Raw genomic sequence first — 21,420 nt, 5'->3', positions numbered from 1 at the left:
CATCAATTGTGCAAAGGCGATGACAACCCGGAAAATCCCGGTTACAGAAAGCCCAGCGCGGCCCCGTGGCTCAACTGGATAGAGCAGCCCCCTCCTAAGGGGCAGGTTGCAGGTTCGAATCCTGCCGGGGTCGCCATTTTCTTCAAGTCTTTCGGATATTGGCGGGTGATGGAACACGATGCCCCCGGGCTTTGCGGGTGCATCAAATGCGTTGTCTGCACGGCGGATAGCTGCGTAAATTGCGCAAGCTTGTTTTGGGAACACAAAAGTGCCGCTGAGATACGCAGATATTTATCCGTCTGAACCGCTGCTCAACAGTGATGCGATGGATCGTCCTTCAGCAGCGGCGCTGATGTCTGTGCGATACTTTCAGGCAGAACCGGACCAGATGCCCGAAGAAGTGTTTGCAGAACACCATGTTTTGTTGAACTTGCAGGACAGCCCCCACCGCGTGCAGAACTGGCGTGATGGCACGCTGCGGGATTTCACCTTTTGCAAAGATGAGGTCATTGTTACGCCCGCAGGCGTGCGGTCAGGCTGGCGGTGGTTCGGGCCGTCGGATGTCATAGTTGTCACACTGGGCCCGGCCAAGGTGGACCGTTTTGCGCAATCTGAGCTTGGGATGCTTCTTGATCCGCAGCAGTTCCGGGATCTGCCGCAATTTTCCGACGCTGACCTTTGCGTTGCAGGTGTTCTGTTGCGGGATGCGCTGAAGACGGATGATATGTCCTCGGCGGTTATGTTCGAGGCCATGAGCCGGGTGTTTCTGGTAAAACTTTTGCAGAAATACGGAAAACGCCGCGCCGAAGATGTTGAACTGTCGTCGCGGTTCACATCCCAGCACTATCAACGGGTTCTTTCCTATGTGCAGAAGCATCTGGATCGCACGATCACCGTTGACCAACTGGCGTCCGAGGTTGGAATGAGCACTTCGCATTTTGCCCGGGTCTTCAAGGGAACGCTTGGGTCAACACCTATGCAATATGTCATGTCGTTCCGGATTGAGCAGGCGATGAAGATGATCGAGGATCCCGGCCGTCCTTTTGGAGACATTGCTCTGGCTTGCGGGTTTTCGGATCAGGCGCACTTCACCCGCAGTTTCAAGCAAGTGACGGGTCAGACCCCGCGTGCCTTTCGGGCTGCGCTGAACGGTTAAAGCGGGATCTTTGAAAGGCAGACGGACCGGTGCAAGTGATGTGGCCCCTGTCTTCGGACATTTCATGTCATCGGGCTTGCGCCGAACCAGATAGGTTTCGGAAGATACCGCCCTGAATACCGACGCAGCGCTGATGGCTTCGAATGCCGCGCCGGTCCAAATAATTTCAGGTCCGTGGCAGCAGAAGGCTCAGGACAGAGCCTCTGACGTCTGATCCGTGAGCTTGCCCGAGGTCAGCGAGGCCAGGGCAACCATCACGGCAGCCGTGCCCAGTACCAAGGCCAACCCCCCGATCTGGTAGGTCAGACCGGACAAAACGGTGCCGACCAGACGGCCTGTGGCATTGGCCATATAGTAAAACCCCACATCCATCGTCACACGCTCGGATCTGGTGAAAGCCAGGATCAGATAGGAATGCAGTGACGAGTTGACGGCGAAGATCGCGCCAAAAACCAAAAGGCCGACCACAAGCGTCACGGTTAACCAGACCTCAGGCCCATCTGACAGCAAAACTGCCAAGGTTAGAGCCGCCGGAACAAAAAAGAGCGCAATGGCCCAACTGCGTGCGGCACCTATCAGATCGCCTTCGCTGCGGTCTGCGGCGCGCAATATCCTTGGCGCGTTGGCCTGCACGGTGCCATACAGAATGATCCACAGGGCCATGAAAGTGCCGATCATGAAAAACGCGGCCCGATTGCCGTCTTCTGTGCCGTCAGACAGGACAGCGTAGAAATAGATCGGAATTCCAACCACAAACCAGACATCCCGCGCGCCAAACAGAAAGACGCGGGCGGCGGACAGCCAGTTGACGTTGGCGGATTTCGAAAACACTTCTGAGAATTTCGCGCCCTTGCGCCCTTTGGGCAGACCCGGTGGCATGAAAAGGAAGACCGCCAACAGGATCAGCGCCAAGATCGCCGCCATCACAATGATTGCAGTCATGAATCCAAGTGTCGCCAACATCGCCGCGCCCAGCAGAAATCCCAGGCCCTTTACAGCGTTCTTTGACCCGGTAAGAACGGCCACCCAACGAAACAAGCCTCCACCCTCAGCCGGTGCCAGTAGTTTCACTGCGGATTTCGAGGACATTTTGGCAAGATCCTTGGCCACCCCGCTTGCCCCTTGCACCACCATCACGAAGGAGACCGAAGCGGCGACGGTCCAGTTCGGATCAAGCTGCGTCATGGCGAGCAGCGCCACCACTTGCAGGCCCAGCCCGGCGTAAAGGGTTGAGGTCAATCCGAACCGAGCGGCAATCCAGCCGGCGGACAGGTTGGTCACAATCCCAGCAATCTCATAAAGAACAAACAGATAAGCCAACTGAACCGGCGAGAAGCCCAAAGTATGAAAGTGCAACAACACCAACATCCTGAGCGCCCCGTCGGTCAGCATAAAGGCCCAATAGGCCGCCGTGACCGCGATATAGGCCGACATGCCATCGGGCCGTTGGGTCACAGCGATGCCCCGACCATCAAGGCCACATCCACCAGACGATGCGCATAGCCCATTTCGTTGTCATACCAGGCGTAGATTTTCACCTGCGTCCCGTTCACCACCATTGTCGAGGGCGCATCCACAATCGATGATCGTTCATCATTGGTGTAGTCGGTCGAAACCAGCGGGCGCGTCTCATAGCCCAGAATACCGTTCAACTCACCTTCGGCGGCTGCTTTGAAGAAGGCGTTGACTTCTTCGGCTGTCGTTTCCCGCTCTACTTCGAATACGCAGTCGGTCAGCGATGCGTTCAGCAAAGGCACCCGCACCGCATGACCGTTCAGACGCCCTTTGAGTTCGGGATAGATCAGCGTGATCGCGGTGGCCGAGCCGGTGGTGGTCGGGATCAGTGAATTCAGGGCAGACCGTGCGCGGCGCAGATCTTTGGCAGGCCGGTCTACGATGGTTTGCGTGTTGGTTACATCGTGGATCGTCGTCATCGACCCATGGCGGATGCCAAGGTTTTCGTGAATGACTTTGACGGCCGGTGCCAAACAGTTGGTTGTGCAGGATGCGGCGGTCACGATCTTATGTGTGGCAGGATCATAGGTGTCGTCGTTCACACCCACGACAATATTCGCCGTCGGGCCGTCCTTGACCGGGGCGGAAACCACCACTTTCTTCACGCCAGCGTCGAAGTAAGGGGATAGCTTCGCCTCGGTTTTGAACACACCGGTGCAATCGATCACCACATCGACGCCATCCAAGGGCAGGGCAGCTAAGTCTTTAGTGCCGATATATGGCAGACGCGTTCCGTTCACAGTGATGCTATCGGCATCATGGCTGAATTCTGCATCCCAACGCCCATGCACAGTGTCGAATTCCAACAGATGCGCATGCATTTCGGGATCACCAACAGCATCGTTGATCCACGCGATTTTTGCGCCCCGTTCCAGCAAAGGCTTCAGCGCAAGCTTTCCCATCCGGCCAAGGCCGTTTAGTGCGTAGGTTGTCATTTCATGTCCTCAAAGGATGTTCGTCCGATGTCGTCGACAGCGGATTGCAGTGCGATCCGATCGAGGCTTTCGACCGGCAGCGATGTAAAGGCTTGAATCCGACGCTTCAGCGCACCGTAAGCGTTTTGAAAAGCCAGGCTTTTTTCGGCGTCAGTGCCGCCGGCCTTGACCGGATCGACCATGCCCCAGTGACCGCTGATCGGTTGACCTTCCCAAGCAGGGCATTCCTCATTTGCGGCCTGGTTGCAGACCGTGAAAACAAAATCCAGATCAGGCGCGTCCGGCCCTGAAAACTCGGATACATTTTTTGACCGCAGAACCGACGTATCGTGACCCTTGTCTTGCAGGACCTGAACCGCAAACGGGTTCAACTGGGAAAAAGGCTGTGTTCCGGCGGAAAAGACATTGAACCGGTCACCACCAATTTCCCGCAACAGAGATTCGGCAAAGATCGAGCGGGCGGAATTGCCCACGCAAATGAACAGCACGTTGAACTTCCGGTCAGTCATCGTCTCACTTCCCTTGGTTGAAGGCATACAAAGATCAGGTCGGCCACGGCAGCAGTCCACAATCAGAAAATCAAACATTTTCTGCACGTTAGCCATATCTATCGAATAGCGCAGGGATGTTCCGAGGCGCTCTTGTGTCACAAGGCCCGATCGTTGCAGCGCGTTCAGATAATTTGACATGGTGCTGGGCTTGATCCCCAGTTCAGACGCCAGTTCACCTGCGGGCACTGTGTCAGGAAACCGTCGCATTAACATGCGAAACACGGTGATACGCTGCGGGTGGCCAAGAATAGCCAGTTGATCGGTAATTTGTTCTATCATATTCCATGAATTATTGAAATAAAACAGTGAGTCAATTTGAATTCACTTCCGTTACAAAAATTTCACAGAACGCGGTATTCACCACATTTGTCGCCCCTCTCATCTCCAATCAGCATTTAGATGCGGTAAGTTGAAAGCGGGTGTATCTGGACTTGCAGGCATCAGAGTGACGGTTTAAATGACCCATCGCACCCGGACAGAACCAGTTTCGGCTGCAAAAGGTTGCCTCAATAGCTCAGCTGGTAGAGCAGGTCCTTCGTAAGGACAAGGTCGGGGGTTCGAGTCCCTCTTGAGGCACCAATTATCATCATAACAAATTGATATTTATAAGTTTAAAAGAGAAAATTGACAATTATCTCCTGGCTTGCCCCCGAGTTCTTACTAATGCTTTCACCAAGGATTACTTCAATTTCCAGTATAGACCCTTCGGCGAGGTAGTAAGCTAGGATAATTGGGAAACCATAGCGGTAGTTTTTGCTAGTCATCAGCTAGAAATCCGTCTCGTCGACTACTTTTTAAGATCTTGGAGATGGTGCTCCGTATAGAAGACGTTCAGGACATTGCCATGCTTGTGCCCAGCGACTGCCTGCCGTTCGCCGTCAACCACCATCTCTCGTGTCAACATCCGTCGGAGGGTCGCTATGCCGCAATACAACGATATGTTCGAACTTTCGGTTGAGGATACCGACATAATCGAAAGCTCACTTCGCCGCGCTCAGACGGCACTTTCCCATGCAGAGCGGGATGAGAGCGAGCAGGAAAGCGGGAGCGTGAAGAAGCGTTAATCAGAATTCACGACCTGTCGGGGCGGCTTCACGACCAGAAGATCTTCTACCGGCCAAAAAGTGGAGTTGCGTGGGGGGTAGATTCAACGTGTGCCGCAGGATCGGAGTGACATTAGTTTTTTGGCCTCTTCAAAAATCAAACGATCCAAAACGGTTAGTTCTTCAATAAGTGCCAACGTCTCTTCATCAGGCTGATCAAGTTCGACCTTGGACGCGTTGCTGTGCAAGACCTTGATTTTAGGTGCCCCCAAATCAGCGAAAATCTTGCGAATGTCGCTCTCAAAGTTATCGACAAACCCGATATAATCAAACCGGCGGAGGTTCTGCCGTGCACGGTCCAACAGGGCGTTTTGATCGATTTGCCGTGGGTCGTGTGAAATGCCTACGTCTGCCTGATCGAGTATCTCGCGAGAAGCCCATCCGGAATGAAGTTGCCAAGTTTGGGTGTTATATAACTGCTGTGCATATTCCAGTTTGTTGGCCTGTAACAAAAAACCCTTCAGACTTTGAGAACGCGCAGACGCTGCAACCTCACCTTGCTCATCTGGTTGTTTCGACAAATACTTGTAAAGAGAAACCACTCTTTCTGTCGGCTCACGCAGGAATGTGAAAAGGTAGCGATCCTCTAGCAGTGGTTCTGCAAACGCCATTCCAAAGTGGCCTGAAATAAAAGGAAATTTTGAGCATTCATTTAGTTCGAGTGTCAGATAATCAGCATGGCTGCACACTTGATCTTTGCCATACTGGCGCCGCGCAATTTGTTGGACGGATGTTCCCGCCGTCTTTTGAATGTGCGGAAAGATTGCCGGCCTTAGCTTTCTTGATTTTTTTAATGAGAACATTTTCTGCCCTACCTGAAACTCCTTGCTCTAGTAAGCCGAAGGCGAGCAGCTGAAGGTCTTTGCTGCACGTAAATACGCCAGAGGATGTGTTCACGTTAACGTGAGCTCTCTCTCCAATCAAATACACGCTTAACGGAATTCACCAATAGCGTAGGGTGCAAACCCTCCGACGATTTCACGAACTATGTGCGATGTCTGGTTCGCGTCCACGTTAATTGGAACGCCGCCGTTGTTGTGGCTAATTGATTTTGTATGGTCCGGCATGTCCAGTGACGCGTCAATCTGCAACAGCGTTTCCCACAGCTTGGTGGACATGGTTCAGCACATCGGAGATGGCTTGCCAACGTGGCCGGCACGGGCCCAATTTAATTACACACCACGAACCGAATGTGTACTTACTGGCATTTCAGAGGAGCAAATTGAGCATAGATGTGCACCATTCAGTGACTTCTTGCATGGGGTGTTATAAAATACATATTCAAAACAACATCTTAATGAGTCTCAAGTTTGATGAAGCACAATAATTGTGCAACGCGAGAAGCATAAGCGCGCAATTGTAGAACCAAAACCAAGACCACTAACTAGAAATGCCAGCCCATGCCGTAAATGTTGAAACTACACTGGACCGTCCCAGATTTGACGGGCCTATGCGAGCTTTCACGTTTGAGGAGCGTCGGTTGCAAAGACGTCGACCTAAGGTTCTTTGTGAAAAGGTCCATTTCCCTATGTCCGCAGGCGGCCTGCACGCGGGTGTCGACCGTATCCCGACCTTGCCCCAATACCTTGCGTAAGGCATGCTTGTCTTAGGAGGATTGGTATCTGTTCACCGCTGGGTTTGTCGGTCAACGGATCAGCGCGGCGCTATGCTTTGGGAGGAATGTGTCATGACATCCAAGACCGCAGGTTCCACACCACCAGACGACCTGACACCGCAGCAATCCATGCCCACGGTCAACAAAGTGACAGCGGATGACATCACCGCCGCGCTAAAAGCCGGGTTTTCCGATTTTCTGGCGCGCCCCGTCATGAGCGGCTTTTTCGGCCTGTTCTATGCGGTTTTCGGGCTTCTGTTGGTTTGGGCCTTGGTTTGGCTGGGCAAGATCTGGATGATCATTCCTGCAATTGTAGGATTTCCGCTGGTCGCGCCGTTCGCCGCTGCCGGACTTTATGAAATGTCGCGCCGCTTGCAAAATGGGGAAAGTTTCGGGTGGTCCGAAATCCTCACGGTCATGGCAGATCAACGCAAGCGCGAAATGGGCTGGATGGCCTTTGTGACCTTGTTCATATTCTGGGTGTGGGTTTATCAGGTTCGGCTTTGGCTGGCGATCATCCTGCAGAACGCGTCCTTTTCCGATTTCGACGGGTTTTTGAATACTGTGTTATTCACGCCGCAAGGCTGGACCTTCTTGGCCATTGGCACCTGCGTCGGCGCGTTTCTGTCAGCAGCCCTGTTCACGGTGACCGTTGTCGCCATGCCGATGTTGCTGGACCGGGAAACCAATTTCGTTTCTGCGATGCTCACCTCTGTCCGCGTTGTCAGGGAAAGCCCTGTGGTCATGCTCACGTGGGCGGCAATCATCTCGTTTACCATGCTGATATCGCTGGTTCCCGCATTTTTGGGCCTGATCTTTACTCTGCCGATCCTTGGCCACACCACGTGGCACCTGTACCAGCGGGCCGTGCCGCCCGACGACGTGTGATCTAACGGTAAGGCGTCTCCGATAGTTGAACGGGGGCAGACACATTTTTTTATGCTGACAACGAAGAGGTTTAAGCTGCTTTTTCAGCGCCTATATTCAACGGAGCGGCTAAAGTTTGTTTATTTGCAGTGAAGCAATTTCGACCGACGAACCGGGAGCGCCGATACTCCTTCCACTAAGAACACTTCAATCGGCACAATCCTCATAGCACGCATCCCACTTGCGCCGGAGGAAGTCACCAGACTAATGCGCGCAGCTCAGGCGCGCTTTTCCCCGATTGATGCAACGCCCAAAACGTCCAGAACCTTGGCTTCGATCTGTTCGGCGTTCATGCCGGCCACGGCATACATGTCCGCTGGGCTGGCCTGATCGATGAAGGTGTCGGGCAAGACCATCGAGCGGTATTTCAGCCCTTGATCAAAAACGCCTTCCTCCGCCAAAAGCTGTGCGACATGGCTGCCAAAGCCGCCAATCGCGCCTTCTTCGATGGTGATCAGAGCCTCGTGGTTGGCGGCCAGATCCAGGATCAGGTCGCGGTCCAGAGGTTTGGCAAAGCGGGCGTCGGCGATGGTTGGGGTGATGCCCTTGCCCGCAAGGGATTCGGCGGCTTTCTGCACCTCAGACAATCGGGTACCGAACGAAAGCAGTGCCACGCGCGCGCCTTTCTGGATCACGCGGCCTTTGCCGATCTCAAGCACTTCACCGCGCTCTGGAAGGTCGACGCCAACGCCTTCACCACGCGGGTAGCGGAACGCAATCGGCCCATCGTTGTGCGCAACAGCGGTGGCCACCATATGCATCAACTCGGCTTCGTCGGCAGCTGCCATGACGACCATACCCGGTAGGTTGGACAAATACGCAATATCGAACGATCCGGCATGCGTGGCTCCGTCGGCACCCACCAGACCTGCGCGGTCAATGGCGAAGCGGACGGGCAGACGCTGAATCGCAACATCGTGCACCACCTGATCATAACCGCGCTGAAGGAAGGTCGAATACATGGCGCAGAATGGTTTCATCCCACCAGCAGCCAGTGCAGCCGAGAATGTCACCCCATGCTGCTCGGCAATCGCAACATCGAAACAGCGCGACGGGTAGCGTTCGGCAAACAGGTTCAGACCGGTACCGTCTGGCATGGCGGCGGTCACGGCAACGATCTTGTCGTCTCGCGCAGCTTCATCCACCAAGGTTTTGCCAAAGACGGACGTGTAAGAGGGCGCGTTGGACGGTGCCTTTTTCTGCTCACCTGTCACCACATCGAATTTGGCCGTTGCGTGCCCCTTGTCACGGGCTTGCTCGGCCGGGCCGTATCCTTTGCCCTTCTTGGTCAGAACATGGATCAGGATCGGACCGGTCGCCCGCGCCTTGACGGTACGCAGCACAGGCAGCAACTGGTCCAGATCATGTCCGTCGATGGGGCCTAGGTAAGAAAAACCAAGCTCTTCGAACAACGTGCCGCCGACAGCCATGCCTTTCAGCATTTCCTTGGCACGTTTGGCGCCTTCGCGGAAGGGCTCGGGCAGCAGGGAAACCGCGCCTTTTGCAGCGGCTTTCAGGTCATGGAACGGCTCTTCCGCATAGATACGGGACAGATAATTGGACAAGGCGCCCACAGGTGGCGCAATGCTCATCTCGTTGTCGTTCAGAATGACGATCAGTCGCTTGCTCAGATGGCCTGCGTTGTTCATCGCTTCAAACGCCATGCCTGCAGACATCGAGCCATCGCCGATCACAGCAATCGCATCGCCCAGACCTTCGGGTGTGACACCTCCCAGATCGCGCGCCACAGCAAAACCAAGTGCTGCACTGATCGAAGTGCTGGAATGTGCTGCGCCGAACGGGTCATAAGGGCTTTCGCTGCGCTTGGTGAACCCGCTCAACCCATCCTTCATCCGCAGTGTGCGAATACGATCGCGCCGCTCGGTCAGGATTTTGTGGGGATAGCACTGATGGCCCACGTCCCAAATGATCTTGTCGCGCGGCGTATCGAACACTGCGTGCAGCGCTGTTGTCAGTTCGACCACGCCAAGACCAGCCCCAAGGTGCCCGCCCGTCACGGACACGGCCGAGATTGTCTCGGCCCGCAATTCCTGCGCCACCTGATGCAACTGCGCGTCCGAAAACTGCTTGAGATCCGCAGGGCGGTTCACAAGGTCCAGCAAGGGCGTATTGGGTCGGTCAGACATATGGCGCGTTCCTGGCTTAGCTGTCCCGGGCAATAACGAAGCGGGCGGCGTCCTTCAAGGTTTCTGCTGACGCACCGTACCCATCCAACGCAGCACAGGCCGTTTCAACCAACTCTGTCGCGCGGGATTTGGCAGCCTCAAGACCCAAAAGCGAAACAAAGGTCGCTTTGCCTGCATCGGCGTCCTTTTGCAGCCGTTTTCCGGCCTTTTCGACATCACCTTCAACATCCAAAATGTCGTCAGCAATCTGAAAGGCAAGTCCAAGAGCTTGGGCATAATCACGCAGAGGGGTCGGATCGGCTTGTGCCAACCGCGCTCCTGCGCAGGCGGACCATTCGATCAACGCACCTGTCTTGCCTGCCTGCAGATGGGTGATTTGCTCCAGTGTTAAAGGTGTAGCCGCTGTTTCGGCTGCGATATCCAGCGCCTGACCCAGAACCATGCCTTGCGCCCCGCTGGCTTGGGCCAGACTCAGAGCCAATTCTGCACGAATTTGCGCATCGCCGACTTCGGGTCGAGTGCACAGCTCAAACGCCAGGGTCTGCAACGCATCGCCGGCCAACACCCCGGTTCCTTCGTTCCATTTCACGTGAACAGTGGGCCTCCCCCGACGCAGATCATCATCATCCATGCAGGGCAGGTCATCATGGACCAAAGAATAAGCGTGTAGCGCTTCGATCCCCGTTGCGGGCCAGATCGAACTGCCCACATCCACATCATGCAAGCGCGCGCTTTCCTGCACCAAAAAACCGCGCAACCGTTTTCCGCCTTGCGTTGCATAGGCCATGGCCCGCGTGACGTCGATATCGTCCAGCGCGCCCAGAATCAGGTCAAAGTGAGCCTGAATGCGCGCTGCATCCTGCGCCAGTCTTTCGCGAAACATTTACTGACCGTCGACAGGCGTGGTCCCGGTGGGCTGCCCCGTGGCATCCAGAGTGATGGCGGCCACTTTCTCTTCAGCCCGCTTCAACTCGTCCTCGCACCGTTTCTTCAGGGCCGCACCGCGTTCATACAGCGCGATCGACTGATCCAACGCCACATCGCCGCGTTCAAGCTGGCCCACAACGGCCTCAAGCTCTTTCATGGCCTGCTCGAATGTCATCTGCTCAACTGGGGTATCGGTCATCGTGCTGCCTTCATCAATTCTTCCACATGGGCGCGTGTGGCCGCGGCCAATGCGTTCAGATCATACCCGCCTTCCAGAGTCGAGACGATACGACCGTCACAAACCTCGTCAGCGATCTTGCACAGCTCGGCTGTGATCCACGCGAAGTCGCCGGTGGACCAGTTCAGATTGGCCAGCGGGTCGTCCTGATGGGCGTCAAACCCTGCGGAAATGATAATCAGATCGGGGTTGAACGCTCGCAAGCGCGGAAACGCCTGGGACTCGTACGCGGCGCGCATCTCGGCCCCACCGCTGCCCGGAGCCAGTGGAATATTCAGAACCGTGTCGTGAACCCCCGTCTCATCCGGGCGACCCGATCCGGGCCAAAGGGGCATCTGCTGGCTGGTGATCACCAACGCGCGCGCTTCATCCCACAGCAGGTCCTGTGTTCCATTGCCGTGATGGACATCGAAATCGACAACGGCGACACGGTTCAGCCCGTGGTGGTCCAGCGCATGTTTCGCGGCCAGCGCTGCATTGCCGAAGAGGCAAAACCCCATTGCAGTGTCTGTTTCAGCATGGTGGCCCGGCGGGCGAATGGCGCAGAACGCGTTCGACACATCTCCGCTCAGCACCAGATCAACGGCCCGGACAACAGCACCCGCAGCACGATAGGCGGCGTCCACCGAGCCCGGCGACATGAACGTATCCCCGTCAATCTGCGCAAACCCCTCAGACGGGCGCGTGGATCGAATATCGCGAATGTAACCTTCCGGATGCACTCGCAGCAGATCGTCATCTGCCGCCAATGGCGCTGTTACCCGTTTAAGGTCCAACCTTTCCAAGGCGTGCAGGATATGTTCTAGCCGCGCCACCCGTTCGGGGTGGCCCTGGGGTGTCACATGGCCCAGACAATCGGCATGGGTCAAAAGGGCAGTTGTCATCGGGGTTCCCTGTTCATCTGGCTAAAAATACCTTCGCCGAAGGCACAAAACCGCCGCGCAGCGGCACGCTTAATCTGGTGCCAGCATATAGCCCGCACCGCGGACGGTTTGCAGGTATCTGGGCTGCTTCGGATCCTGCTCGATCTTGCGCCGCAAGCGCGTGATCTGCACGTCAACTGCGCGTTCCTGCGCCTGACCCTTGTCGCGCCCCAGATCCTCGACCAGCTTCGCGCGGCTGATCGGCTCGCCGGGCTGGGCCGAGAAGATCTTCATCAACTGGCTTTCCGTTGCAGTCAGCCGTACCGGCTCTTCACCCTGCCACATCTCGCCCCGTTCAATGTCGTAGCGGATCGGGCCAAGGTTGAGGATCTTTGCCGCTGTTTCCTCGGCAGGTGTTTCTGGCATCCGGCGCAGAATGGCGTTGATCCGCAGCAGCAGTTCCTTTGGCTCGAACGGCTTCGCCAGATAGTCATCCGCCCCGGCCTCAAGCCCCGCAATCCGGTGTTCGGTTTCCCCTTTGGCAGTCAGAAGCAGGATGGGGGTGCTATGTGTCTCTCGCAGCGATTTTGTCAGGCTGACACCATCTTCGCCCGGCATCATTACGTCCAAGATGATCATGTCGAAATCCAGACCGGACAAGACCCGCTGCGCATGGGCCGCGTCCCGTGCCGCCGTGACCAAAAACCCGTTTCGCATCAGGAATTTCTTGAGCAGATCGCGAATGCGCTCGTCGTCGTCAACAATCAGCAGATGTGCGTCCATATCGCTCATGAGGTCGTATCCCGAAGTTTCGTATAGGCATGACGCATATCAGCATCCATCATTGCTTCAAGCACTTTGCGAAATCCGGCCACGGCTTCGGGACCGGCATCCTTGTAAGCAGCGCGCATCCTGGCACGCTGCGCATCGGACAGAGTGGTTTCCAGCGCCTGTCCCTTCTCTGTCAGAAATAGGTGGCGTTCACGTTTGTCCACTGTGCCAACGCGGCTTTCCACCAGCCCATCATCGATCAAGGTCCGCAAAACCCTGTTTAGAGACTGCTTTGTGACTCCAAGGATCGCTAACAAGTTGTTGACCGTCGTGCCCGGCGCGCGGTTGATGAAATGGATCGCCCTGTGATGAGCGCGGCCATAGGCCATTTCGGTCAGGATGCGGTCAGGATCTGCGGTAAATCCGCGATAGGCGAAGAACATGGCCTCAATCCCCTGCCTCAATTGCTCATCGGTCAAAAACAACAGGCTCTCGCCCCCGTAACGCGGGGCAGGGCGGATGTCGGACATGGTACGCCTCATTCGTTACTCTGGGCCGAGTTTATGTCAGCCTTATTGACATTCCAAGGGTAGAGCGGTATCGAATCGCAGTTTTTGCGCAACATTATGTCCACATCGGACCTAAGCGGCGCAACAATCGCAAATTCAACCCGGTTCAGGAGGTTTCGCATGGCGGGGTATGATGATCGTGATGGCACCATTTGGTTGGATGGCAAGCTGGTGCCCTGGCGTGAGGCCAATGTCCATATTCTGAGCCACGCTATGCACTATGCGTCGTCCGTATTCGAAGGCGAGCGCGCCTATAACGGCAAGATATTCAAAAGCCGCGAACATTCCGAACGTCTGATCGCTTCAGCCGAAGCGCTGGATATGCCTATGCCCTATTCGGTCGATGAAATCGAAGCTGCGAAGGAAGAAGCGCTGAAAGCCAGCGGTCTGAAAGACGCCTATGTGCGTGCTCTGGTCTGGCGCGGCTCGGGCGAAGATATGGGCGTGGCATCGGCCAAGAACCCGGTGCGCATGGCTGTCGCGGTTTGGCCTTGGGGCGCTTATTACGGCGATGCCAAGATGCAGGGCGCAAAGCTGGACATTGCCGAATGGAAACGCCCCAGCCCTGAAACAATTCCGGTTCACGCCAAGGCCGCAGGTCTTTACATGATCTGCACCATCTCGAAGCACAAAGCCGAAGCCAAGGGATGCTCGGATGCCTTGTTCATGGACTGGCGCGGGTATGTGGCCGAAGCGACCGGCGCGAATGTCTTTTTCGTCAAAGATGGAGAGGTTCACACGCCGCTGGCCGATTGCTTTTTGAACGGCATCACGCGCCAGACGGTGATCCAGATGTTGAAAGACAAAGGCATCACCGTGCATGAACGCCGCATTAAGCCCGAGGAAATGGCCGATTTCGAACAATGCTGGCTGACCGGTACCGCAGCTGAGGTTACTCCGGTCGGGCAGATTGGTGAGTACACTTTTGAGGTGGGCGACCTGACCCGCGAGATTGCGGAAGACTACGAAAAGCTGGTCCGCTCGTAAGCTTCAGCCCCCCGCTCCGGCGGGGGTTTTTCATTGCAGAAAGTGCAAATATCCATGCAATGCGTCCAGCAATCTGGACGGCTTGTATGGAAAGCGTATCTTTGGCGCATGTTAGATCTTCTCAGCGATATTCTCACGCGCTTGTCCCTGCGTGGCACGTTTTACTTCCGCACATCGTTCACACCGCCCTTCGGCATTCAGGTGCCGGGCTACGAAAACGTGGCGCGGTTTCATTTCGTACAGCGCGGTGAGCTTAAAGTGCATGTCTCTACGACTGGTGAGACACTGAGGCTGCGGCAGGGTGACTTGATCCTGATCCCTCACGGTGCGCCGCACGCGTTGCTCTGTGCCGAGGTCAAGCCATTGGACGCGTTGCCTTTGGAACAGGTGCTCGAGGTGGCAGGCTACACAGGCGACGGTGTGCTGGTTTACGGTGGTCCTGACGACGAACGCGATACGCAGTTGATCTGCGGTCACTTTTCCTTCACAGGTCCCGCCGGGCGGAAGGGCACTGGGCATATGCTGATCGACCGTCTGCCGCCCTACATCCTGATCGAAAACTACGGAGAGGAGTCCGGGGCCTGGATGGAATCGACCCTGCGTATGATCGGTTCCGAGGTTTCTGGCGCGAAAATTGGCAGCGACCTGATCGCGATGAAATTGTCCGAGGTGCTGTTCGCGCAGGCAATTCGGGTCTATCTGGAACGTCAGAGTCCGCAGGATTCAGCTTTGGCCGGGTTTGCCGATCTGCGCATCTCGCGGGCGTTGACCGCGTTCCATCAAGCCCCGGCTGAGGATTGGAGCGTCGCATCTTTGGCGCGAGAGTCCGGTATGTCACGCACTGCCTTTGCTCAGCTTTTTGCCGAGAAAATGGGAACGACGCCGATGCAATACCTCACAGACTGGAGGATGCAGATCGCCTGCCATGGTCTGACCGAGGCGCGTTGGAACGTGGCGGACGCGGCAGCAGAAGTCGGATACGCCTCGGAAGCCGCGTTCTCGCGCGTATTCAAAAAGCAGGTTGGTCTTTCACCGGCTGCATACAGGGCGATGCACTGATACACCGGTATTTCTGAACGATCTGCATGAAATCAGAAACGATTAGGAATTCAGCGTTCGGGATCGCCAGACTAGCTTCCTTTCATCACTGATTGAGGAAAGGAAAATCTTATGTCCCTGCGTTTTGTTACACGCTTTGTCCACGCGTATCTGGATTACCCGGTCGCCGTTGCCCTGATGACCTTGCCGTTCCTTCTGGGGCTGGGTCAGTCCAATCCGCTGGCCCTGTGGTTGTCTGTTGCAACTGGGGTGGCCGCCTTTGTTCTGACGGTTCTGACCGATCACCATCTGGGGATCTGGCGCGTTCTGCCCTACAGGTTTCATCTGGCGGTGGACTTGCTGGTTGGCGTCACCTTTCTGTTTGCACCCAGTATCTTTGGTTTCACGGGTATGGATGCGGCGTTTTACTGGTTGAACGGTGCGGCTGTGGTGCTTGTCATCTCGCTCAGTGCGCCCGAGCAGGACGTCGCTGCCTGACGACGTTATCCACATCTGTCATGGTATCATCATGATACTGTCAAGAAACTGAGCCGCGGGTTTTACAAACTGGCGGCTCATATCGGCGCACCAATCGCGTGGTCGGAGAATCGATCACCAGACAGGAGAGCCTCACTATGACAAAGATCTTACGCCCAAATCGTCGTTCGTTTTTGGCGGGCAGCACCGCCTTTGCCGCTTCACTGGCCATGCCAGCCATTAGCCGCGCCGGATCGCGCCCTGTGTTCACACACGGCGTTCAGTCCGGTGACGTCGATACGACATCGGGCATGATCTGGACCCGCACGGATCGCCCCTCTCGCGTGATGATGGAAGTATCGACCACAGAAAGCTTCGCAGATGCCCGCACACTCCCGGCGATGGATGCCATCCCCAACAGCGATTTTGCTGTCAAACGCCTGGTCGAGGGGCTGCCATCGGATCAGGATATTTTCTACCGGTTTTTTGCCGCCGATCTGAGTGACATCAACACAATATCAGAGCCTATTATAGGTCAATTCCGCACTGCACCGACCTCGCGCCGCAACATTCGCTTTGCCTGGTCGGGTGACACCGCCGGTCAGGGATGGGGTATTGATGACGAAGGTATGCGCACCTACGCGACTATGGCGCAGCACAAGCCGGACTTCTTCATACATTCTGGTGACACCGTCTATGCCGACGGTCCTATGCAGGATGAGGTCGAGAAAGACGGCCAACTGATCTGGAAGAACACAACCCTAATCGACGAGAAACGCAAGGTGGCCGAAACACTGGACGAGTTCCGCGCCCAGTGGAAATACAACATGATGGACGAGCATGTGCGGGCCATGAACGCCGTTTGTCCGACCTTTTTCCAGTGGGATGACCATGAGGTTGTGAACAACTGGTCCGATGCGAAAGACCTGATTTCAGACGACCGATATACCGAGAAGTCGGTGCATATTCTTCAGTCCCGCGCCGGACGTGCTTTCCATGAGATGACACCGTTGCGCATTACGCCTGCAGAGCCAGGGCGTGTGTATCGCAAGATCTCTTATGGTCCGATGCTGGACGTCTTCTTTTTGGACTTGCGCAGCTATCGTGGTCCGAACGGCCCGTCGATGGAGGATGAAATTACGGATCAGTCCCGCATTCTGGGTGCGGAACAACTGGCATGGCTCAAGCAAGAGTTGGCAGGATCTCAAGCGACTTGGAAGGTGATTGCCTCGGACATGCCAATCGGATTGATCGTCTGGGACAACTGGAAGGAACAGGCCGGAGCAGAGGCGATCTCGAACGGCGATAGCGGACCAGCTAAGGGGCGCGAGTTGGAGATCGCCGATCTGCTGCGTTTCATCAAAACGGCTGGCATCAACAACACGGTCTGGTTCACGGCTGATGTTCACTACACCGCTGCGCACTACTATGACCCTAACAAAGCACAATTTCAGGATTTTGAACCGTTTTGGGAGTTTGTTTCGGGTCCGCTGCACGCAGGGACATTTGGCCCAAACGCCCTGGACAGCACGTTCGGACCCGAGGTCAAATATGTCAAAGCGCCCGCCGAAGGGCAGGGGGTAAACCTTCCGCCCAGCGAAGGTCTGCAGTTCTTTGGTCTGGTGGACATTGACGGAGCGACCGAACAGATGACGGTTCGATTGATGGACCGGGCAGATACCGAACTCTGGTCAGTAACATTGGACCCGCAGAATCGCGCGCTCTGAATTCTTGTAAGGACATGTTTGCACCCCGAGAAATCCTCGGGGTGTTTTAGGGCTTGAAAATCCCGACTTAAATAGTCAGATTATGTTCAACGCCAGATGGTGTACCATCAAGCTTATGGTTTCGGGGCGGTTTGCAGGTTTAGCATGACTTTGGTGATAGCTTGCCGCCGCTCCGGAAACGAATCTGCCTAAACAGAACGAGGCCGAAATGAGCGAGTCGCTAGATGAAATTATGGCACGCCATGATGCGTTGGCTGCATGTGGATGCACCTGTTGCGACAGTGACTATTGCGCCTATGTCGACTGTCGAAAGCCGCGCCGCAAACAAACCGAAGCGATGCCACCTGTAAGATCAAAACCTAACGATCTTACCCCACGCGCCTCGCTTCGAGAGATTGTTGAAATGACTCTGAGCCGTTTTGGCTGAGTGACGCAGGCCAACAGGCCCACGTCATTTACATATCAAAAATCTACGCCGCGCTGGGCCTTGATCCCCGCTTGGAACGGGTGCTTTTCCTCAGTCATCTCAGTAACCAGGTCGGCGTAATCTCGCAGGGCTTGGGGCGCGTCGCGGCCCGTCAAGAAAACGCTGGTCTTGTCCGAACGAGCGTTCAGGCCGTCGATGACCTGATCTGCAGAGAGGTACTCGTACCGCAGTGCGATGTTGATCTCGTCCAGAACGACCAGATCGTATTCGCCGCTGGACATTAGGGCGCGCGCCTTGTCGAAGGCGGCGTTAGCGGCAGCGATGTCGCGTTCGCGATCTTGCGTGTCCCAGGTGAAACCTTCGCCCATCGTGTGCCATGTCACCAGATCGCGTTCTTCGAAGAAGCGGCGCTCGCCTGTTTTCCACTTGCCCTTGATGAACTGCACCACGGCGACTTTCTGGCCCCAGCCCAGGGCGCGGATGACCACGCCAAAAGCGGCGGATGACTTGCCTTTGCCCTTACCGGTGTTGATCAGAACCAGACCGCGGCCAGGGTCCACTGCCTCGGACACTTTCTTGCGGTGCTTGGCCTGCACCTGCTGCATCTTTTCCTTGTGATCCTGCGCGTCGCTCATGGGGGAACCTCTTTGATTGTCCGGCCCAACCTAGGGGAAGATTACAAAAGGTAAAGTCAAGCTTTGGGGTCTGTAACCGACCGGGCCTTGCCCCGCTCGAGCCCCAACTGGTGTTCGCGCCAGATTACAACGACATTGCCTGCGATGACCAAAGCGGCCCCAATCAGGATTGCAAGTGTTGGCAGTTCGTCGAACCAGACATAGCCGATCACAATCGCAAACAGCATGGTCGCATAATCATAAGGTGCCAGCATCGAAGCCTGACCAAAGCGATAAGAGGACGTCACCAAAATCTGTGCAACACCACCAATCAGGCCCATCATGATCAGTATTAGAGCCTGATTCAGTGTTGGCATCGACCATCCCCAGAACGCGGTCAGCGCCGACAGTAAGGTTGCGGTCATCGAGAAATAGAAGACGATCGCAGCCGGGTGATCGACTTTGACAAGCTGCCGGATATGAATCTGCACAAAGGCGCGCGCGATGGTGGCTCCCAAAACGCATAGCGCACCAATGGTGGCTGCAACCTCCATTTCAGTGGTGCCCAGGCGCGGCCAAATCATGATCAGGACCCCCAGCAGACCAAGAGCCACCGCGCCGATACGGATCAGACGGATGCGTTCGCCTAGCATCACTGCAGCCAGAATCAGAGTGAAGATCGGTGTGGCGTAGCCTATTGCTGTCACCTCGGGCAGGGGCAGCAGGCTTAGGCCGGTAAAGGTAAGACCCATGGCGCTGGTGCCCAGAACGCCGCGCCAGAAATGGCCCATGGGTTTTTTGACCACAAACCCCTTGGATAATTCCCCGCGCGCGATGAGCCAAAGAATGATGACGGGAATCGCGAACAGGGACCGAAAGAACACCAATTGGCCCGGTGGGAATTCATCCGATAAAGCTTTGACCAAGGCGGACATCGACGTGAACAGGAACAGCGCGCCCAGTTTCAGCGTCACAGCCAGCAGAGGTCGATGCGATGTTAAGGGTTTTGTCATCGGCGCGAACCTGCGCCTTTGGCGGACAAAGATCAACGGGTGGGTTTAGTCATTCACCCAGGATTGAGGCAGAGAATTGCCGATTTCCTCGGCGAATTCTTCAAGAAAGCGGATCATACGCGTGGTGCGTTGTTCCGCAATCTGTCTGCCGGTCTGGGTCAGCATGTCGCCCGTCAACCCCAGCAGTTTGACTTTCCAATGGTCGAGCGAGAAATGCAGGTCGTCCAAAGGCCGGTTTTGGGCAAAGGGATCTGCCGCGTCATACAAAGTGCGCCCGAGAGCACCGGAAACGGAAAAGTTTCGGGCGATGCCTATGGCGCCCAAAGCATCAAGCCGATCCGCATCGCGCAGGATGCGTGCCTCGGCCGTTTTTGGAGCAATATTGGCCGAGAAACTATGGGCTTCTATTGCGTGCTGGATGGCTCGAACCTGGTTCGAGTTATACCCCAAATCCTTCAGAATAGGCTCTGATTCCACTGCGGATTTGCGAGATGCCAGATGCCGGTCTGGATCATCCTTGGCCAGATTTACCAAATCATGCAGATAACTTGCGGCCAGCAGCACGGACATATCGGTTTGATCATCTGCGATGGCCTGAGCATTGGTCCAGACCCGATCCAGATGGGCCAGATCATGGGCTGGATCCGTTTCCATGCGATGCGCGACCACCGCACGCAGGCGCGTACGCAGATCAGCCGATCCGTCCACGATTCTCTCCGATCTGACCGCGATGCAGAAGCAGGTGGTCGAGGATCACGCAGGCCATCATCGCCTCACCCACCGGAACCGCGCGGATGCCGACGCAGGGGTCATGGCGGCCTTTGGTGATGATCTCGGTTTCTTCGCCTGACTTGGTGATCGTCTTGCGTGTGGTCAGGATCGACGACGTAGGCTTCACGGCAAAGCGTACCACGATGTCCTGCCCGTTCGAGATACCACCCAGAATGCCACCGGCGTGATTCGAGCTGTATTGCGGGCCGTTCTGGCCCATGAAGATCTCATCCGCGTTGGCTTCGCCGGTCAGTTCAGCGGCCGCCATGCCTTCGCCAATTTCGACACCTTTGACGGCGTTGATGGACATCATCGAAGCGGCCAGATCAGTGTCTAACTTGGCGTATACGGGCGCTCCGATTCCTGCTGGAACACCGCGTGCCACGACCTCGACCACAGCGCCGACCGAGTTACCGGACTTGCGCAGATCGTCCAAATACGCGGCCCAGTCCTCGGCGGCTTGTGCATCAGGTGTCCAGAACGGGTTCTTTTCGATCTGAGACCAGTCAAAGTTCGCACGGTTGATTTTGTGCGGTCCGATTTGCGTCATATAACCGGTGATTTGTACATTCGGCGCGATCTGTTTGATCGCCTCTCGCGCCAGCCCTCCGGCAGCAACACGAGATGCGGTTTCCCGCGCCGAGCTGCGCCCGCCACCGCGATAGTCGCGGATGCCGTATTTCTGCCAATAGGTGATATCGGCGTGGCCGGGACGGAACTTGTCCATGATATCGCCGTAGTCTTTTGACCGCTGATCGGTATTCTCGATCATCAACTGCACCGGTGTGCCGGTGGTCTGGCCTTCGAACACGCCGGACAGGATTTTCACCTGATCGGGTTCGCGCCGTTGGGTGGTGAACTTGTTCTGCCCCGGTTTGCGCTTGTCCAGCCAGTGCTGAATCATGGCTTCTTCGATTTGAACGCCCGGAGGGCAGCCGTCGACCGTCGCGCCTAATGCGGGACCATGGCTTTCGCCCCAGGTGGTGACGCGGAAGAGGTGTCCAAAGCTGTTCATCGACATGGGGCGTGCTCCTTTGCGGGTTGTGATT

General features: G+C 56.0%; 23 protein-coding genes and 2 tRNA genes. 10 read left to right on the top strand and 15 right to left on the bottom strand.

The features are described 5' to 3' along the window. Nucleotides 1-59: 59 nt before the first annotated feature. Nucleotides 60-136 (top strand) — tRNA-Arg (locus tag ACXADZ_RS16965). Between the two features lie 132 nt (nucleotides 137-268). Next, on the top strand, nucleotides 269-1,156 hold the full coding sequence (locus tag ACXADZ_RS16960) for a helix-turn-helix domain-containing protein (RefSeq protein ID WP_475198142.1): 888 nt from the start codon (nucleotides 269-271) through the stop codon (nucleotides 1,154-1,156). A gap of 189 nt (nucleotides 1,157-1,345) precedes the next feature. Here ACXADZ_RS16960 and arsJ read toward each other — a convergent pair whose 3' ends face one another. Genes arsJ through ACXADZ_RS16945 form a run of 3 tightly spaced genes read right to left on the bottom strand, consistent with a single transcriptional unit; the run spans nucleotide 1,346 to nucleotide 4,436 of the window. After that, nucleotides 1,346-2,611: an organoarsenical effux MFS transporter ArsJ gene (gene arsJ, locus ACXADZ_RS16955; protein ID WP_475198141.1), complete on the bottom strand. Its 1,266-nt coding sequence runs from the start codon at nucleotides 2,609-2,611 to the stop codon at nucleotides 1,346-1,348. Further along, nucleotides 2,608-3,606, bottom strand: coding sequence for an ArsJ-associated glyceraldehyde-3-phosphate dehydrogenase (locus tag ACXADZ_RS16950; RefSeq protein ID WP_475198139.1), 999 nt, complete (start codon nucleotides 3,604-3,606; stop codon nucleotides 2,608-2,610). Before ACXADZ_RS16950 ends, arsJ begins: the two co-directional genes overlap by 4 nt. After that, nucleotides 3,603-4,436 carry an arsenate reductase/protein-tyrosine-phosphatase family protein gene (locus ACXADZ_RS16945; RefSeq protein ID WP_475198136.1) on the bottom strand — a complete coding sequence of 278 codons (834 nt, stop codon included), beginning with the start codon at nucleotides 4,434-4,436 and terminating at the stop codon, nucleotides 3,603-3,605. Before ACXADZ_RS16945 ends, ACXADZ_RS16950 begins: the two co-directional genes overlap by 4 nt. Before the next feature lie 224 nt (nucleotides 4,437-4,660). Here ACXADZ_RS16945 and ACXADZ_RS16940 point away from each other — a divergent pair. Both ACXADZ_RS16940 and ACXADZ_RS16935 read left to right on the top strand, forming a co-directional pair. Continuing rightward, nucleotides 4,661-4,736: transfer RNA gene (locus tag ACXADZ_RS16940), tRNA-Thr, on the top strand. 341 nt (nucleotides 4,737-5,077) lie between these two features. Continuing rightward, nucleotides 5,078-5,221 carry a hypothetical protein gene (locus ACXADZ_RS16935; protein WP_475198134.1) on the top strand — a complete coding sequence of 48 codons (144 nt, stop codon included), beginning with the start codon at nucleotides 5,078-5,080 and terminating at the stop codon, nucleotides 5,219-5,221. 83 nt (nucleotides 5,222-5,304) lie between these two features. On the opposite strand, the gene ACXADZ_RS16930 is transcribed toward ACXADZ_RS16935, so the two are convergent. Both ACXADZ_RS16930 and ACXADZ_RS16925 read right to left on the bottom strand, forming a co-directional pair. Next, nucleotides 5,305-6,063 carry a sulfotransferase family 2 domain-containing protein gene (locus ACXADZ_RS16930; RefSeq protein ID WP_475198132.1) on the bottom strand — a complete coding sequence of 253 codons (759 nt, stop codon included), beginning with the start codon at nucleotides 6,061-6,063 and terminating at the stop codon, nucleotides 5,305-5,307. Between the two features lie 129 nt (nucleotides 6,064-6,192). Beyond that, nucleotides 6,193-6,378 (bottom strand): hypothetical protein, encoded by a 186-nt coding sequence (locus ACXADZ_RS16925; RefSeq protein ID WP_475198131.1) that lies wholly within the window; start codon nucleotides 6,376-6,378, stop codon nucleotides 6,193-6,195. 569 nt (nucleotides 6,379-6,947) lie between these two features. Here ACXADZ_RS16925 and ACXADZ_RS16920 point away from each other — a divergent pair. Next, on the top strand, nucleotides 6,948-7,763 hold the full coding sequence (locus ACXADZ_RS16920) for a DUF2189 domain-containing protein (RefSeq protein ID WP_475198130.1): 816 nt from the start codon (nucleotides 6,948-6,950) through the stop codon (nucleotides 7,761-7,763). 257 nt (nucleotides 7,764-8,020) lie between these two features. On the opposite strand, the gene dxs is transcribed toward ACXADZ_RS16920, so the two are convergent. The 6 genes from dxs to ACXADZ_RS16890 form a co-directional block, all read right to left on the bottom strand. Continuing rightward, complete coding sequence (gene dxs, locus ACXADZ_RS16915) at nucleotides 8,021-9,949, bottom strand: 1-deoxy-D-xylulose-5-phosphate synthase (RefSeq protein WP_475198128.1); 1,929 nt, start codon at nucleotides 9,947-9,949, stop codon at nucleotides 8,021-8,023. 16 nt (nucleotides 9,950-9,965) lie between these two features. Next, a complete protein-coding gene (locus ACXADZ_RS16910; RefSeq protein ID WP_475198126.1) occupies nucleotides 9,966-10,832 on the bottom strand; it encodes a polyprenyl synthetase family protein in 867 nt (288 codons plus the stop codon). After that, a complete protein-coding gene (locus tag ACXADZ_RS16905; protein ID WP_171092993.1) occupies nucleotides 10,833-11,075 on the bottom strand; it encodes an exodeoxyribonuclease VII small subunit in 243 nt (80 codons plus the stop codon). It lies immediately after the preceding gene. Further along, a complete protein-coding gene (locus ACXADZ_RS16900) occupies nucleotides 11,072-11,998 on the bottom strand; it encodes a histone deacetylase family protein (protein WP_475198124.1) in 927 nt (308 codons plus the stop codon). The genes ACXADZ_RS16905 and ACXADZ_RS16900 overlap by 4 nt, the downstream gene beginning before the upstream one ends. Nucleotides 11,999-12,067: 69 nt before the next feature. After that, nucleotides 12,068-12,769: a response regulator gene (locus ACXADZ_RS16895; RefSeq protein ID WP_475198122.1), complete on the bottom strand. Its 702-nt coding sequence runs from the start codon at nucleotides 12,767-12,769 to the stop codon at nucleotides 12,068-12,070. Next, a complete protein-coding gene (locus ACXADZ_RS16890; RefSeq protein ID WP_171670213.1) occupies nucleotides 12,766-13,278 on the bottom strand; it encodes a MarR family winged helix-turn-helix transcriptional regulator in 513 nt (170 codons plus the stop codon). Before ACXADZ_RS16890 ends, ACXADZ_RS16895 begins: the two co-directional genes overlap by 4 nt. 159 nt (nucleotides 13,279-13,437) lie before the next feature. Here ACXADZ_RS16890 and ACXADZ_RS16885 point away from each other — a divergent pair, with 159 nt between their 5' ends. The 5 genes from ACXADZ_RS16885 to ACXADZ_RS16865 all read left to right on the top strand — a co-directional run bounded on the left by ACXADZ_RS16885 (nucleotide 13,438) and on the right by ACXADZ_RS16865 (nucleotide 17,973). Further along, nucleotides 13,438-14,304, top strand: coding sequence for a branched-chain amino acid aminotransferase (locus ACXADZ_RS16885; protein ID WP_475198118.1), 867 nt, complete (start codon nucleotides 13,438-13,440; stop codon nucleotides 14,302-14,304). 108 nt (nucleotides 14,305-14,412) lie between these two features. Further along, on the top strand, nucleotides 14,413-15,363 hold the full coding sequence (locus ACXADZ_RS16880) for an AraC family transcriptional regulator (RefSeq protein ID WP_475198116.1): 951 nt from the start codon (nucleotides 14,413-14,415) through the stop codon (nucleotides 15,361-15,363). Nucleotides 15,364-15,474: 111 nt separating this feature from the next. Then, entirely contained in the window at nucleotides 15,475-15,840 is a 366-nt protein-coding gene (locus ACXADZ_RS16875) for an SPW repeat domain-containing protein (protein WP_475198115.1), read from the top strand. Between the two features lie 137 nt (nucleotides 15,841-15,977). Beyond that, nucleotides 15,978-17,546: an alkaline phosphatase D family protein gene (locus ACXADZ_RS16870; RefSeq protein ID WP_475198112.1), complete on the top strand. Its 1,569-nt coding sequence runs from the start codon at nucleotides 15,978-15,980 to the stop codon at nucleotides 17,544-17,546. Between the two features lie 208 nt (nucleotides 17,547-17,754). Then, entirely contained in the window at nucleotides 17,755-17,973 is a 219-nt protein-coding gene (locus tag ACXADZ_RS16865; RefSeq protein ID WP_171670221.1) for a hypothetical protein, read from the top strand. Between the two features lie 35 nt (nucleotides 17,974-18,008). Here ACXADZ_RS16865 and cobO read toward each other — a convergent pair whose 3' ends face one another. From cobO to aroC, 4 genes are read right to left on the bottom strand one after another with little or no spacing between them, the layout of a single operon-like run. Further along, nucleotides 18,009-18,608: a cob(I)yrinic acid a,c-diamide adenosyltransferase gene (gene cobO / locus ACXADZ_RS16860; protein WP_171670224.1), complete on the bottom strand. Its 600-nt coding sequence runs from the start codon at nucleotides 18,606-18,608 to the stop codon at nucleotides 18,009-18,011. 56 nt (nucleotides 18,609-18,664) lie between these two features. After that, nucleotides 18,665-19,600: a DMT family transporter gene (locus tag ACXADZ_RS16855; protein ID WP_171093012.1), complete on the bottom strand. Its 936-nt coding sequence runs from the start codon at nucleotides 19,598-19,600 to the stop codon at nucleotides 18,665-18,667. A gap of 45 nt (nucleotides 19,601-19,645) precedes the next feature. Next, entirely contained in the window at nucleotides 19,646-20,308 is a 663-nt protein-coding gene (locus ACXADZ_RS16850; protein WP_475198110.1) for an HD domain-containing protein, read from the bottom strand. Beyond that, a complete protein-coding gene (gene aroC, locus ACXADZ_RS16845; RefSeq protein WP_475198109.1) occupies nucleotides 20,292-21,392 on the bottom strand; it encodes a chorismate synthase in 1,101 nt (366 codons plus the stop codon). Before aroC ends, ACXADZ_RS16850 begins: the two co-directional genes overlap by 17 nt. Between the last annotated feature and the right edge of the window lie 28 nt (nucleotides 21,393-21,420).

It is taken from the genome of Ruegeria sp. ABM4_193 (genome assembly GCF_056158705.1).
Note: the sequence above shows the minus strand (reverse complement) of the source record. Positions and strands in the feature narration are given on the sequence as shown.